Source organism: Paenibacillus sp. JCM 18996 (assembly GCF_055392555.1).
The window spans coordinates 1,252,580-1,267,711 of record NZ_AP043884.1 but is presented as its reverse complement, the minus strand read 5'-3'; the positions used below and the strand labels follow the sequence as shown (position 1 = coordinate 1,267,711).

The 15,132-nt window shown below is 51.4% G+C and carries 11 protein-coding genes; 9 read left to right on the top strand and 2 right to left on the bottom strand.

From position 1 onward, the window contains the following. Positions 1-5 precede the first annotated feature (5 nt). The 7 genes from ACZ5N7_RS06235 (at position 6) to ACZ5N7_RS06205 (ending at position 9,727) form a co-directional block, all read left to right on the top strand. A complete protein-coding gene (locus tag ACZ5N7_RS06235; protein WP_464658258.1) occupies positions 6-2,273 on the top strand; it encodes a hypothetical protein in 2,268 nt (755 codons plus the stop codon). A 55-nt stretch (positions 2,274-2,328) separates the two neighbouring features. Continuing rightward, positions 2,329-2,940 carry a TadE/TadG family type IV pilus assembly protein gene (locus ACZ5N7_RS06230; protein WP_464658257.1) on the top strand — a complete coding sequence of 204 codons (612 nt, stop codon included), beginning with the start codon at positions 2,329-2,331 and terminating at the stop codon, positions 2,938-2,940. A gap of 14 nt (positions 2,941-2,954) precedes the next feature. Further along, positions 2,955-3,482, top strand: coding sequence for an A24 family peptidase (locus ACZ5N7_RS06225; protein WP_464658256.1), 528 nt, complete (start codon positions 2,955-2,957; stop codon positions 3,480-3,482). Then, complete coding sequence (locus ACZ5N7_RS06220) at positions 3,479-4,939, top strand: DUF6382 domain-containing protein (RefSeq protein WP_464658255.1); 1,461 nt, start codon at positions 3,479-3,481, stop codon at positions 4,937-4,939. The genes ACZ5N7_RS06225 and ACZ5N7_RS06220 overlap by 4 nt, the downstream gene beginning before the upstream one ends. A 136-nt stretch (positions 4,940-5,075) precedes the next feature. Further along, positions 5,076-6,629, top strand: a complete 1,554-nt coding sequence (locus tag ACZ5N7_RS06215) for an ABC-F family ATP-binding cassette domain-containing protein (protein ID WP_464658254.1) — start codon at positions 5,076-5,078, stop codon at positions 6,627-6,629. A gap of 120 nt (positions 6,630-6,749) precedes the next feature. Next, positions 6,750-7,805: a M42 family metallopeptidase gene (locus ACZ5N7_RS06210; protein ID WP_464658253.1), complete on the top strand. Its 1,056-nt coding sequence runs from the start codon at positions 6,750-6,752 to the stop codon at positions 7,803-7,805. Then, entirely contained in the window at positions 7,802-9,727 is a 1,926-nt protein-coding gene (locus ACZ5N7_RS06205; RefSeq protein WP_464658252.1) for an ABC-F family ATP-binding cassette domain-containing protein, read from the top strand. The genes ACZ5N7_RS06210 and ACZ5N7_RS06205 overlap by 4 nt, the downstream gene beginning before the upstream one ends. A gap of 21 nt (positions 9,728-9,748) precedes the next feature. On the opposite strand, the gene ACZ5N7_RS06200 is transcribed toward ACZ5N7_RS06205, so the two are convergent. Both ACZ5N7_RS06200 and ACZ5N7_RS06195 read right to left on the bottom strand, forming a co-directional pair. Further along, positions 9,749-10,756: a cytochrome d ubiquinol oxidase subunit II gene (locus ACZ5N7_RS06200; protein ID WP_464658251.1), complete on the bottom strand. Its 1,008-nt coding sequence runs from the start codon at positions 10,754-10,756 to the stop codon at positions 9,749-9,751. Next, a complete protein-coding gene (locus ACZ5N7_RS06195; protein WP_464658250.1) occupies positions 10,749-12,113 on the bottom strand; it encodes a cytochrome ubiquinol oxidase subunit I in 1,365 nt (454 codons plus the stop codon). The genes ACZ5N7_RS06200 and ACZ5N7_RS06195 overlap by 8 nt, the downstream gene beginning before the upstream one ends. A gap of 286 nt (positions 12,114-12,399) precedes the next feature. Between ACZ5N7_RS06195 and ACZ5N7_RS06190 the strand changes: the two genes are divergently transcribed. Together ACZ5N7_RS06190 and ACZ5N7_RS06185 are read left to right on the top strand one after the other, a co-directional pair. Next, positions 12,400-13,398, top strand: coding sequence for a YihY/virulence factor BrkB family protein (locus ACZ5N7_RS06190; RefSeq protein ID WP_464658249.1), 999 nt, complete (start codon positions 12,400-12,402; stop codon positions 13,396-13,398). A gap of 120 nt (positions 13,399-13,518) precedes the next feature. Continuing rightward, on the top strand, positions 13,519-15,132 hold the full coding sequence (locus tag ACZ5N7_RS06185; RefSeq protein WP_464658248.1) for an ABC-F family ATP-binding cassette domain-containing protein: 1,614 nt from the start codon (positions 13,519-13,521) through the stop codon (positions 15,130-15,132).

The following is a 15,132-nucleotide window of genomic DNA, read 5'->3' as shown; positions in this document are numbered from 1 at the left end:
GAGAGGTGAACTTTCTGAAATCGGGAAAAGGCATACAGCGGATGCTGTACGATAAACGCGGCTCGGTCTCGGTTTTTTTAATCATCCTTATCGTACCCGTGTTTTTGTTCCATGCGGTGTTCATTGATTTTGCCAGAGTGAAGCTCGCTGAACGCGAATCCGAAGGCGCGGTCAAAACCGCCGCAAGATCCATGTTATCTTATTTTGATCCGGAAATGCAGAATTACGGCTTATTCGGCTTCAATCTGCCTGCCGCAGATTCGGAGCAGCTTTTTGCAAAGGTGTTGAAGGAGAACTTAGCCGTGCCTGGAGGTTTTCAATATATCGATGTAAGGCCTGAAGCAAAGAATCCGTCGATCACACCGGTTTATTCGCTGGCCAATCACACGGTGTTTAAGAGGCAGGTATTGGAAGAAATGAAGTATAAGGCGCCGATTCAATTTTCTTTGGAAATAGCGGACAAGTTCAAAAAGACCGGCTTGGACAAGTCGATGCAGCGGGCTTCCGTTTTTTCCGCCAATGCGGCAGAGCTGCAGAAGCTGCTTGATAAGAGGGACGAGCAGCTCAGCGCCGCCTGGAATCAAACGGAGCAGATGGTCGATAAAGCCAATAAGTATTATGACTATTACAATATCAGGCTCAATGAATTGAGCTCCTTGGCTGACCAAATCGGCATTCACACCGCGGATGAAATGATATCCAATGTTCAGGAGGCCAGAAAAGAAATGGCCTCTCTAGCCGAATCTTTAAAATCGATAGACGGCTCACTTATATCCCTGTTCATGGCAGGCGCCGGGGCGGTCGACAGCATTCGCGCATTGAGTGAAAGCCGAAGCCGTCTTGCAGATCAGATTTCGGCGTTGGAGGCGAAAATAAACGATTGGGAGAGACTGTTAAATCTCATTATCGAATATGGGGCACTGGCAGCTGCAACGAGGCAAGAAGTTTCACTCAATGAAGCTGCTCTTGTTTCGTACCAAAAGACAATTACCGGCACTCTGGCGGAAGCCCAAAAAGTGAACATTGAATTGAATGAAAAGTTGAACGACGTCATTGCAAATAGCGGGACAGACGGCCAAACTCTCGCTTCGGATGATGTATTCCGAAGTATCAGGATACTGCGCGACAGTTATTTTCAAGAGTATGAGGTTGGAGTAAGCTCCATTGCGGCGCTATTTTCAGGGTTCAAGGCGTCAGTTGAGACAACGCTGCTGTACACTGGCGAGGCGTTAGGCAAAAGGCGGGCGGCCAATGAAAGCTTCCATACCCATACGCTTCAATTTTACGACAAGCAAAACGCCTTGGAAAAAAACGCACAATACGCACGCAGCTCAGCTGCCCGGAAGCAGAAGGAGCAGAAAAACAAGCTGAATGAATTGCTGGATAAAGCCAGGAATGCGATCGGAAGCTGCAGTATTGTCGAGGCTGCGAACGGAGGCGGAGAGCCATATACTAAGCTAAAAAACGAATTGGTACCCAAATATAGGTGGGAGTCCGGCGTTCCCGCCGGTGTGGATATCGTTGAAATCGAAGACGCCGACCGGACCGCCAAACGTTCCATGGCCCTCCTCTCCCAAATTGCCGGTTTGATGAATTCCGTGCGTGACCAGTTTTATCTCGATGAGTTCGTATTGAGTAAATACGGTTACCGCACCTTTGGAATGGAAAAAGGGACTGACGGGGCTTTAAAGCAGGTGGCGGCCGAACCGGCGCAGCCAGGGACCCGTGTGCTTCAAAAGCAGGAAGCGGAATATATCCTGTATGGCCTTAACAGCTGCGCAGCGAACTATTCGGCGGCCTACGGGGAGATGTTTGCCTTGCGGCTTGCGGTGCGCACGATGGAGGCATTGGCTGAACCCGGGAATGAGCTGCTCCAAGCCGGCAGTCCTCTTCTCGTACTTTTGACGGCCGCTGCGGAAGGCTCGGTTAAAGCCTTTAATGATATGAACCTCTTGATAGACGGAGAGGATGTTCCCGTTTCCGGCAAACTTCCGGACACGGTCCGGATGGGGTATAAAGATTATTTAAGATTGTTTTATATGCTGCACGGCAGCGAACGCAGGACCATACCGCGGATGCAGGCTTTAATAGATCTTAACACAGGCAAGGACCTGCAGAAGGAGACCACTTATATCCAGACGGCGGCAACCACTTCGTTCAGGCTCTGGTTCCTTCCGGATGCCATGAGAGCTTTGGGGGAGGCCGGAGCGTTGAACTGCCGGGTAACAGCGGGCCGCTGTCAAATAACCAAAACGGCGGTGATGTCCTATTAAAAAGAGGAGGCTTTTTCTACCGGATGATCAGGGAGGCTTAATCCTTGAGGCAGCATTGATCCTTCCCTTGTTTTTGTCGTTTTTGATCGTACTGGTCTCGTTTATAAAATTGTCGATGGCGGAAATGGCGCTTCAGTCGGCTCTTTCGGATTCCGCAAAAATGATAGCCGGCCATTTTTATCCGGCCCGGCTGCTCTACGCGGAAGGAACGAAGCGAGTGATGGACACCCGCGCGGCAGGCGCGGTCGCCGATATGTTGGGTAAGGTACGGAATGCGAGAGATAAAGCAAAGCAGTCTGAACAATTTGTCGAGGACTACTCGGCATACATACCGGAGCCTTTGGTGCAGCTGATGGAGTGGGAGAGGACGAAGCGGGAGAAATACGAACAAATGCCTGCAGAACAATATCGGCATTACACGGAAACAGTTTTCGTCCCTTTGTTGAATCAGACCTTTGGCAAGCTGGTGTACAAAATGGCGGATCCGAAACTGATCCGGGAAGACCGGTTGAAAGTGACCAAGGTGACTTTTCCGGATTTCGAGGCCCACGGTCAAGCGTTTGTCGGCATTGAAGCGGAGTATGAAATGAGGCTGGCGGTGCCTTTTTTCCATCCAGTACTAAGGATCAAGAAACAAGCTTATGAACGCGCCTGGGTCGGCGCTTAGCGAGGAGAATGCATATGGAATGGACAACCGTTTTATTATTTACCTTGATCGGCGCAGCATTTATAACGGATGCCAAAGCGATGGTGATTCCCAACCGGCTCACCCTGTCCGCTTTGCTTGCCGGTTTATTGCTGCACACTTCGCTGCACGGTTGGTCCGGGCTGATCTATTCCGCAGCGGGAGCAGCTTCAGGGTTTGGCATGATGTTTGTTCTCTATTGGACGGGAGCTCTCGGCGCGGGTGACGTCAAGCTGTTTGCTGCTCTCGGCGCATGCGGCGGAGCGGAATTTGTTCTGTACAGCTCGGTGTATTCCATTTTGTATGCTGCAGTCATTGGAATTGCCATCCTGCTGATCACGAAACAATGGAAGCAGCGGATGGGCAGAGTGTTTGCAGCTGCAGGCGGGATATTGCTGATGGGCGATTTCAAAGCTGTGCCTGCTCTAAAGCGGGACTCCTGCCGGTTTCCGTTTATGTATGCGGTGCTTCCCGGAGCGATTACCGCCTTTTATTATATTTGGGAAGGAGAAATGCTGCAGTGACCGACAGCGTTTACGGATTTCGAGCGGATTATATCCATAGGCTGTTTAATTTTGCGGTACTTTTTCGGGAACAAGGTTTGAGCGAAGCCGATTTGTCGGCGATCCAGATCAAATTTATACTGGGCAACAGCATCCCGGGAATGCTTCCATTACATATCGAATACCAGAATGCCGATACTAAGCTGCTCTACGATATAACCGGTAAAAAGAAGCTGGCACACTGCATCGATAAGAAAACGTTCACGGAATTCAGCTTTCTTTCTCTGCTGCTCAGCTTGCTTAATACGCTGGAAGACAGTCGGAACTACATGCTTTCAGAGAGCTGTTATCTTCTTCGGAAGGACTTTATTTATGTCGGACAGGGCTTGTCGGACCTTTATTTGACATATGTTCCGTTAAAGGCCTGGCCTGAGAAAAAAGCTGTCCAAGAGGAGCTGTGCGAGCTTTCCGATACGATCCTTATTGAAACGGGGCTGTCAGCCAATAAAGAATTGGGCATGCTGGTGTTGTTCATGCGGGACCACATTTTCAGTATTGCCGAATGTAAAAAGCGGATTATTGCCATGCTGGAACGGCTTGCTGAGTTACAGCCGCCGGTTCCTGCACCAGCAGCCGACTTCCAGACGCCGGACGAAGTCGGAGGCAAGGGCCGCGAGCATCCCATTGAATATGATGGGCCGGGGACTGATGAAGCGCGAAGAAAGCCTGCACAAAACACATTCGCGCCGAATCTGTTTCATGCAGGTCGTCGAGAGCGGGATAGCATCAAAGTGTTCGGCAAAACGCTCTCCCGCTGTGCCGCGTATCTGTTTGCCGCGGCAGCGTGTGCCGCCCTATGGGGAGCTGCCTTCAAGGGAAGCGGCGAAGCTATCCTGCAATTGAAGCTGGGGCTGAGCCTGCTGATCGGAGATGCAGTATTTGCTTTGCTGCACATCTGGAATCCTTTTTCAAAAAGAGCTATAGCCGGCGGGACTAGCTTGTCGGCAGGAACCGGAAACAGGGAGCGCAGCGAACAAGATGAACCAGGTAAAGCACTGGCACCGCCGGTAAATATGCAAAAGTATATGCTGGATTATTATGAAAGTCTGCCGTACACCTCGCCGCTGCCCTCGCCTGATGCGACCGTGTTTCTTCAGCCTTCCAAAATGACCGAACGGCAGCCCGTTTTTGAAGTGAGAAGAGAGGATAAGCTGGAGAAGGTTCCGATTACCGGCATTTCCTTTATTGTAGGCCGGGGGCCTAATGACGTCCAGTATGCGGAAAATAAACCGGGAGTATCGAGAGTCCATTTTGAGGTGAATCAAGAGAACGGGGCTTACAGCATAAAGGACCTGGGCTCAAAGAACGGAACGCTGCTCAACGGTGAGCGGCTAGTTGCGTACAAATCCTATCCTTTGAACGACGGGGATAAGGTGAAATTGGTTCAAACGGAGTTTGTTTTTGCGGGGGGCGGTTAGACGGCGTTTTTATTCATTTTTCCCGATTATGTTTGATGATTCCAGGCGGATTTCACTTTCCTGCGGACACCGTTCAATGCTATAATGAGTTGCTATACAGAACAATTATGAAATCGATAGGAGACTGAAAGCAACCATGAGTCTGTTGACGGTTGAAGAATTAAGCCACACGTTCGGCGATAGAGTGCTTTTCAAGAATGTGTCGTTCCGCCTGCTTGCGGGAGAGCATGTAGGTCTGGTAGGAGCCAATGGAGTGGGGAAATCCACTATGATGAATATATTGACGGGCAAGCTGCTGAAAGATTCCGGAAAGGTGGAATGGACTCCGAGAGTTCATTACGGCTATTTGGACCAGCATACGAAGCTGACTCCGGGTAATACGATCCGCGATGTGCTCAAGGACGCGTTCCTGCCTTTGCTGGACCAGGAACGCGAGATGATGGCGATCACCGATAAGATGGCAGACGCCCCGCCCGAGGAATTGGAGAAGCTGCTGGAGGAGATGGGAGAAATCCAGGAACGGCTGGAATCCAGCGGTTTTTACATGCTCGATGTGAAGGTAGAGGAGATGGCGAACGGTCTTGGCTTGAATGCCATCGGGCTCGACCGAGATGTCGCAGCACTAAGCGGGGGACAAAGAACGAAAGTGCTTCTGGCCAAGCTTCTGCTGGAGCAGCCGACCGTACTCCTGCTCGACGAGCCTACGAACTACCTGGATGTTGAGCATATTCAGTGGCTTACGAATTATTTGCAGGAATACCCGTATGCGTTTATTCTTATTTCCCACGACACCGAGTTTATGAACAAAGTGGTCAACGTGGTTTACCATTTGGAATTTGCCAAGCTGACGCGTTACACCGGGAACTATGAGAAATTCCTGTCGATGGCGGAGATCAACAAGAATCAGCATATCGACGCTTACGAAAAGCAACAGGATTTTATCAAAAAGCAGGAGGATTTCATCCAGCGCAACAAAGCCAGAGCGTCCACTTCCGGACGTGCCAAATCGCGCGAGAAACAGTTGGACCGAATTGAACGGATTGATCGTCCCGAGGAAGCCATGAAGCCGACCTTCGTTTTCAAGGAAGCCAGAGCGAGCGGACGCTATGTTTTTGAGGGTAAAGACCTGGAGATCGGATATTCGGCTCCTTTGCTGCCCAAAATGAATATGACGATCGAACGCGGTGAGAAGATTGCCATTGTCGGCTGCAACGGAGTGGGAAAATCCACCTTGCTTAAAACGATACTGGGCAAAATCCCTCCGTTAGGCGGGACCGCCTACCAAGGGGATTATTTGTTCCCCTCATACTTCGAGCAGGAAGTGAAAGCGCCCAATATCACTCCGATTGACGATGTCTGGAATGAATTCTCCCATATGAACCAGCATGAGGTACGCGGCGCGCTGGCCCGGTGCGGCTTAAAGAACGAGCATATTACAAGGCCGTTGAACATGCTTAGCGGGGGAGAACAGGCAAAGGTCCGTTTATGCAAGTTGCTGATGCGGGAGAGCAACTGGATTTTGTTCGACGAGCCTACGAACCATCTGGACGTCATCGCGAAGTCTGAACTCAAACGCGCTTTGAAGGAATATAAGGGAACCGTGCTTCTCGTTTGCCACGAACCTGATTTTTACGAGGATTGGGTAAGCAAAGTGTGGAATGTTGAAGAATGGTCTGCCGTAAAGCAATAATTCTGTTATAGAAGGAACCGGCGCTGCCGGCGGATGTACGAAGCGCAAGGAACAAACAGTGCAGACTCTCACGTGCTGCGCTGTTTTTGTTGACGAATGCAGCGGAAAGCGAGGGAACCCATGAAGCAATCCATAGACCGAAAGTATGTTCTAGATCTGCTCAAACATTTATTGATCACGCCCTCTCCAAGCGGATACTGCCACAAAATAATGAAAACCATTGAGGAAGAAGCCGGGAAGCTTGGCCTGCAATATGAATATACGAATAAAGGCTGCGGGCTGATCAGTGTGCCGGGCCAAGACAGCAGCCGTACGATCGGGCTGTCCGCCCATGTTGACACGCTAGGCGCTATGGTCCGTTCGATTAAGGATTCGGGCAGGCTTCGATTAACCCCAATTGGCGGATATATGATGGCCTCTTTGGAAAACGAGTACTGCCTGATCCATACGAGAGCAGGGAAAGTGTACGAAGGAACCATCCAAACCACACATCCGTCGGTCCACGTATTTCCGGATGCCCGTGAGCAAAAACGGGACGAAGAGAACATGGAAATCCGCATCGATGAAGCCGCAGCTTCCAGGCAGGAAGTGGAATCGCTGGGAATCGCGGTCGGCGACTTTATCTCCTTTGACCCAAGGCCTGTCTTCAACGAAAACGGTTATATCAAATCGCGGCATCTGGATGATAAGGCCAGTGTTGCCGCTATCTTCGGGATGCTTGAGCTTTTTAAGAGAGAATCCCTCGTACCTGTGCATTCTCTGAAAATCCTGATCACCACATACGAAGAAGTGGGGCATGGGGCCGGCTATTTGCCTGCGGAAATCGACGAGCTTCTTGCGGTTGATATGGGGGCTATCGGCGACGACCTCTCCTGTACGGAACAAGACGTGTCCATTTGCGCCAAGGATTCCTCAGGACCTTACGACTACGCGATGGTTTCCCGGCTGGTCCGGCTTGCGCAAAGAGAAGGTTTGCGGTATGCGGTCGATATTTATCCCCAATACGGATCGGATGCTTCGGCCGCGCTCAGGGCCGGCAATGATATCCGGGCTGCATTGATCGGTCCCGGAGTGCAGGCTTCCCATGGCATGGAGCGTACGCACCAGGACGCCATCTGGAATACCATCGCTTTGATGGCTGCTTATGTCACTGAACCCGCGGGAGGATATCAGTGAACATTTTATCGGTGGAAGGTTTAAGCAAGAGCTATGGCGAGAAAGTGCTTTTTGACGATATTTCGTTTACGGTAAATGAGAAGCAGCGAATCGGCCTCATCGGTGTCAATGGGACGGGGAAATCGACGCTGCTCAAGCTGCTCTCCGGACTCGAAACCGCGGACGAGGGGAAAATCATTCACTCGAACCATTTCCGGGTGGAATATTTACCACAGGAGCCCAGGTTTCAAAAGGACTCGACCGTCCTGGAGCAGGTATTTTACGGCGAAAGCCCGCTCATGCAGGCGCTGCGGGAATACGAGCAGGCTTTGGCAGAGCTGGAACTGGACCCGGACAGCGGGAAGCAACAGAGCAGGCTGTTCGCCGCTCAGCAGAAAATGGATGCGACAGAGGCCTGGGATGCGGCTACCACAGCCAAAACAATCCTGACAAAGCTTGGAATCAATGAGTTCTCCAAGCCGGTGGAACAGCTTTCCGGAGGCCAGCGCAAACGGGTCGCTATGGCCCGCGTGCTTATTCAGCCGGCCGACCTGCTCATTCTGGATGAGCCTACGAACCACATCGATAACGAAACTGTCGAGTGGCTTGAGGATTTTCTGTCCAAATGGAAAGGCGCACTGCTTCTCGTCACGCATGACCGATATTTTCTGGAACGGGTGACGAACCGGATGATTGAACTAGACAAGGGAAAGCTGTACAGCTATGAGGGGAATTACTCCACGTTTCTTGAACAGAAAGCGGATCGTTTGGCCAGGGAGGCGGCGTCTGAGGATAAACGGCAGAATCTGCTCCGAAGAGAACTTGCTTGGCTGCACCGCGGAGCGCAGGCCCGTTCGACAAAGCAGAAAGCACGCGTCGAACGCGCTGAGCAGCTGAGAGACCGGAAGATGGCGGGTCCGGCGGAGACGTTGGATATCGCTCTAGGTGCCAGCCGTCTGGGCAAGAAGGTGATGGAGCTCGAGCATATTTCCAAAGCTTTCGGCGGCAGACAGCTGCTTAAGGATTTCAGCTATATCGTTATGCCGGATGACCGGCTCGGCATTATCGGCCCTAACGGGAGCGGGAAATCGACGCTGCTGAATATGCTGGCCGGCCGCCTCCAACCGGATGAAGGTTCCATCGAGACAGGCTCTACCGTGAAATTGGCATACTACACGCAGGAAAATGTCGAGATGGACGGTAATATGCGGGTGATCGAATACATTAAAGAAGCCGCGGAAGTCATCCGCACTGCGGACGGCGGCTCGATTACCGCGGCGCAGATGCTGGAACGCTTCCTTTTTCCTCCCGCGATGCAGTGGACGTTGCTTTCCAAGCTGTCCGGAGGAGAGCGCAGAAGGCTTTATCTCCTCCGCACTTTGATGGGACAACCGAACGTCCTGCTGCTGGATGAGCCGACCAACGATCTGGACATTCAAACGTTGACGATCCTGGAAGATTATCTGGAGCTCTTCCCGGGAGCCGTGATCACCGTATCCCATGACCGTTACTTCCTGGATAAGACGGCGGTTCACTTGTTTGCATTCGAAGGCGGAGGCAGAGTCGAAAGATTCGACGGCACTTATTCGGACTATTTGGACAAGAAACAGGCTGAAGAAGCGCTGTCCAAGGAAACCGCAGCTTCTGCGGGCAAGCCTACGATGCCCCTATCTGCAGCGTTAACCGCGCAGCCGGTTAAAAGGCCGCGCAAGCTCTCATACAAGGAGCAGAAGGAGTGGGACGAGATCGAGGACCGCATCGCGACATTGGAAGAGAAGCTGAACGAAGTCCAGCGGCAGCTCGGGCAGGCGGGGGCGGACTATTCCAAAGTGATCGATCTCACCGAACAGGAGAAAACAACTGCTTCCGAGCTCGAACACGCTATGGAGCGCTGGACCGAACTTTCCGAGCTGGTTGAGAGTATTGAAAACAATAAAAGCTAGTGAGCAGGGACGGCTCAGTGATCATTTTTCACCCTGGATATACCGCTTATCCTTGAGGAACAGCCTCCAGAACCAAATGAAGATGGGGGCCATAATCGCGGAACCGATGATATATCCAATGACCAACGAAACAAACATCGCGTGGTTGGTAATACCGTTGTATATCGTATAGTCCGGATAGACGATGTAAGGCATATGGCTGCTGCCGTAAGCATACATGGCAAACAGGTACTGGAACACAATGGCGACCACAGCAGCGCGGGATCTTCCGATGTACAGCATGAGGTAGCCCAACAAGAAGGCCAGGACGGAAAGCCCGAACATAGGGAGCCGCTGCCTTATATTCACTGTAATCCAAAGCGCTTCCGGCACATAGGTTGAGGCGACGATGACGGCGGACAGCAGAGTGAGCGGCCCGAGTATCAACGCGATTTTGCGGTAAACAAGGAACGCGGAATGATCCCCGCCTTCCTTAGAGTAATCGGCCAGCAGTAAAGCGGAGATAAACAGCTCGGACGCGATCCCGAAAATAATATGCGCATATACGGTGAAAGAACTGAATAACCGGCCCAGCATGAGCTGGAAGCCGCCTGCGGAACGGTTGATAAACCCTCCCAAGGTGACCGGCAATACACTGACGAGCAGTCCGGGGATGAGCAGGCCCGTTAGTCCTGAGATGACTCTAAGAAGACGGCTGTATTTATCAGCTGCATAAGAATAGGCCATCAAGGAGCTGCGGATCGTTAAGGCGATCAATACAAGACTGACCGGCACGATTAGAATGGTGCCCAGAATTCCGATCGATCCAGGGAAAAAACCGCCTAACGCCACGACCAGCAGCACCAAAAACACATTGGTCACTTTCCATGCCGGAGACAGGAACCGGTTGGCAATCACTCCGGCCGTTGTTCTCGTATTCCGTTCATAGACCAACGACCAGAAACCGGAGCCGAAATCTACGGAACCCAAGATAGCGTAGATGAACAGAAGGGCTCCTATAATGGAAATGCCGATGACCGCGTCATCCATTGAGCTTCACCTCGCTGCTGCCGGAATCCGCCGGCGAGTCGCTGAGGTCCGCGGATACCGGATTCCTTTTGAAATAAAGATAGGTCACGCCCCCTGTGAGGAACAATAGCACCACATACAGCCCGACGAACAAAACAAACAGCTGGCCCAGGTTATTGGATCGGACCGCCGCCTCACCCGTCCTTAGTACATGGTAAATCGTCCATGGCTGACGGGCTGAACAGCTGAACACCCAGCCCGTTTCAATACCGAACATGGAGAGCGGCCCTGTGGCCACGAAGGCCCAAAGCAGCCAGCGCGGGAACGTCTTTTTCCGGATAAACCGGTAGAACACGCCGAGGAAGGAAAGAAAGATCAGCACCATCCCGATGGTTACCATCATGTCGAACATCGAGTGTACAAATAAAGGAGGCCAATCCTCCCGCGGGAAATCATTCAAACCTCTGACCACGGTGTTAAAGCTGTTTCCTGCCAGGAAGCTGAGTCCGGAAGGGATTTTGATTCCGCCGATGACCTCTTGGGCCGCCGGATCGACCCTTCCGAAAACCGCCAGCGGGGCATGGCTCTGGGTAACGAACAGCCCTTCGGCGGCCGCCAGCTTCTCCGGGTTGTTGTGATGCAAATTCTGGGCCGTAGCATGGCCGTTGACCGCGCTGTACAATGACATTACGCCGCCGAGGACGAGAGCGATCAAGATCCCTTTGAGGTGATACGCGGCTTCCTTTTGGTCCGGTTTACCGAAAGCAAGCTTGTACGCTCCTACTGAAACGACGGCGAATGCGCCCGTCATAATGGCTGTGGAAGTGACGTGATTGGCGGTAACCCAAAAGCTCGGGTTGAGCACCGCTTCCCAAGGATGAACATCGGTTATCGCCCCGTCGTTCTGTACGGTGAATCCTCTTGGTGTATTCATAAAAGAGTGGGCATCGGTGATCAGTACAGCGGACAAGCCGGCACCAGTGGCAATGAAGAACATGCTGATAATCCTTAAGATCGGGGACAAACGGTCTGCAGCATACACATAAATGGACATAAACAGCGCCTCCAGAAAAAAGGCGTACAATTCCAGCTGAAAAGGCAGCGCGATAACCTGCCCCACATATTTCATAAACCCCGGCCACAGCAGGGAAAGCATTACCCCTACGATAGTACCCGACGGAATCGCCACCCCGAGCAGTATCCCCAGGCATTTGGTCCAACGTTTGGCCAGAATGGCATAGTCACGGTCTTTTTTCAAGTGCAGCAGCAGTTCCGCAAAAAAGATCATTACAGGAATGCCTACCCCTAATGTGGCAAATATAATGTGAAAGGCCAACGAAGTACCGAACAGCGCCCTTGCCAATGTGACTGAATCCATAATTCCACTCCCTTTGTTGTATAACCAACCGCTTGGATGGATGAGCATGCATGCACATCCTGGGATGTTGTACCCGCGTCAAGCGGTTGACCTTAGGTCGATCCATTTTTTCCACCGAAATTAATATTTGCAAAATCTTTCCTGTATATTCACTACCCGAGGACAAACCGAATGGTTCAGAAAGCACGAGAATGGTTAGTTTATTAAATAAGCAGACTGGCATACTTGGGCTCGGGGGTTCCATGGATTCATGATAGGTGCCCCAATCGTTAGGAGGGGAATATTATTGGATACGAAACCGTCTGTCAAAAAGCTGAGCTTCAAAGATTTTCTTGGCAGTCTATACTGCCGCTACCAGGACGACGAAGTGTCCGCTTTGGGCGCACAGCTGACCTATTATCTGATTCTCTCGTTTTTTCCTTTCCTTATCTTCCTGCTGTCATTAATCAGCTTTACCCATATGACCACGGATGAGCTTCTCGGCACGTTGACGCGGGTGCTTCCCAACCTGTCGTATCAGACGGTAACGGATGTCATTTCAGGCATTATGACGGGACACGACGAGAAATTGCTGTCTTTCGGTATAGTTGCGGCCGTGTGGTCTACGGCGAACGGGGTGAGTGCGATCATGAAGGCGATGAACAAGGCCTACGATTGCGAGGAGGACCGGCCATACTGGAAGGTCCAGGGAGTGGCGCTCATTTTCACCTTGGCCATGGCTGTCGTCATTTTATTTTCGTTTATCATGCTTGTTTTCGGAAAAGTGATCGGCGAGCATATTTTTACCTTTATTCGGCTGCCGTATTTTGAAACAGTATGGGGAATCGCAAAGTACCTCATTCCTCTGGTGACCTTGATCTGTTTGTTTCTTCTCATGTACAAATACCTGCCGAACCTGCACCTGAAGTTCAGGGAAGTGCTGCCCGGCGCTTTGTTTGCCACCTTCGGCTGGTTGGTCACCTCGATCCTGTTTTCTTTTTATGTCAACAATTTCGGCAATTACACCAAGACTTACGGCAGCATCGGGGGTGTGATCGTCCTCCTCATTTGGCTGTACATTTCCAGTATCATCATCATTATGGGCTGCGAAATCAACGCCACCCTTCATTTTGAGAGAAACGGCTTGAAAAAAGCGGAATGCAAGAAGTATGCGCTGCCGCTGCCGTTTTTTACAAAAAAGGACAAAAAGAAGCCGATGTCGCCGGAATGGCCTGACATGTCGGGCACCGACAGGGAGCTCCCGCCAAAAACGAAGGGAAGCCCTGTGAAGATCAAGATCAAGTAGGATAGCCCTCCGGTTATCCTTTTTTTCTTTGTAAACGGCATTTGCATATTTTTTTCTCTCCCGATCCTGTGGTATAATTGGTCTTTAGTGAAGAAGAATCGTGGAGGTAGAACAATTTAGATGATAACTGTTACGGATGTTACGTTAAGATACGGCAAGAGGGCGCTTTTTGAAGATGTCAATATCAAATTTACACCGGGTAACTGCTACGGCTTGATCGGGGCAAACGGCGCGGGGAAATCCACTTTCCTTAAAATTCTTTCCGGCGAGATCGATCCCAGCAAAGGAGAGGTCAGCATTACCCCTGGCGAGCGGCTGGCGATATTGAAGCAGAACCATTTTGAATATGACGAGTTTGAAGTGCTGAAAACCGTGATTATGGGGCATGCCAAGCTATATTCGATTATGGAGCAAAAGGATGCGCTGTACGCGAAGCAGGACTTTAGCGAAGAAGACGGCATGAAAGCGGCCGAACTGGAAGGAGAATTCCAGGACCTCGACGGCTGGCAGGCGGAGTCGGACGCGGCTGAGCTGCTGATCGGACTGGGCATTCCAACGGCACTGCACGACCAGAAGATGAAGGATCTGAGCGGCAACGAAAAGGTCCGTGTCCTTCTGGCGCAGGCGCTGTTCGGAAATCCGAACATTCTGCTGCTCGACGAGCCTACGAACCATCTGGACATCGAATCGATCAACTGGCTGGAGCATTTCCTGTCCAGATTCGAAGGCACCGTAATTGTCGTATCCCACGACCGCCACTTCCTTAACCAGGTATGTACGCATATTGCGGATATCGATTTTGGCAAAATCCAGATGTATGTCGGCAACTACGATTTCTGGTACGAGTCCAGCCAATTGGCTACCAAGCTGATGAGGGACGCCAACAAGAAGACGGAAGAAAAACGGAAAGAGCTGGAGGAATTTATCCGCCGTTTCAGCGCCAACGCTTCCAAATCCAAGCAGGCCACTTCCCGCAAAAAGCAGCTGGAAAAGCTCACGCTGGAGGACATCAAGCCTTCGAACCGGAAATATCCGTTTATTAACTTCAAGCCGGAGAGAGAAGCGGGCAAGCAGCTGCTGACGGTGGAGAACCTGAGCAAGACTGTGGACGGAGAGAAAGTGCTGAACAGCATTTCCTTCACTGTGAACAAGGATGACAAAATCGCTTTGGTGGGTCCGAACGGGATGGCCAAAACCACGCTGTTCAGAATTTTGATGGGCGAGCTGGAGCCGGACGAAGGCACATTCAGTTGGGGAGTGACTACAACCCAGGCTTATTTCCCTAAAGACAACTCGGACTATTTTGAAACGGACATGAATCTTGTGGATTGGCTGCGCCAGTACTCGAAGGATCAGGATGAGTCTTATATCCGCGGTTTCCTGGGCCGCATGCTGTTCTCTGGCGAGGAAGCGCTGAAGAAATCGAGCGTGCTCTCCGGTGGAGAGAAAGTCAGATGCATGCTGTCCAAAATGATGATGACGGCCGCCAACGTGCTTATTCTCGACGAGCCGACCAACCACCTGGACCTGGAGTCCATCACCGCGCTGAATAACTCGCTGATCGATTTTGACGGCACGATGCTGTTTGTCTCGCATGACCATCAATTCATCCAGACCATCGCCAACCGGATTATGGAAATTACGCCGAACGGCCTGATCGATAAAATGAGCACTTACGACGAGTACCTGGAGAATGAAGATGTCAAAAGCCAGCGTGAAACGCTCTACGCGTAG

Bases quoted from the DNA above. Each gene is read 5' to 3' on its own strand.
- ACZ5N7_RS06200 (WP_464658251.1), bottom strand. From the start codon at position 10,756: ATGGATGACGCGGTCATCGGCATTTCCATTATAGGAGCCCTTCTGTTC.
- ACZ5N7_RS06195 (WP_464658250.1), bottom strand. From the start codon at position 12,113: ATGGATTCAGTCACATTGGCAAGGGCGCTGTTCGGTACTTCGTTGGCC.
- ACZ5N7_RS06185 (WP_464658248.1), top strand. From the start codon at position 13,519: ATGATAACTGTTACGGATGTTACGTTAAGATACGGCAAGAGGGCGCTT.
- ACZ5N7_RS06215 (WP_464658254.1), top strand. From the start codon at position 5,076: ATGAGTCTGTTGACGGTTGAAGAATTAAGCCACACGTTCGGCGATAGA.
- ACZ5N7_RS06210 (WP_464658253.1), top strand. From the start codon at position 6,750: ATGAAGCAATCCATAGACCGAAAGTATGTTCTAGATCTGCTCAAACAT.
- ACZ5N7_RS06225 (WP_464658256.1), top strand. From the start codon at position 2,955: ATGGAATGGACAACCGTTTTATTATTTACCTTGATCGGCGCAGCATTT.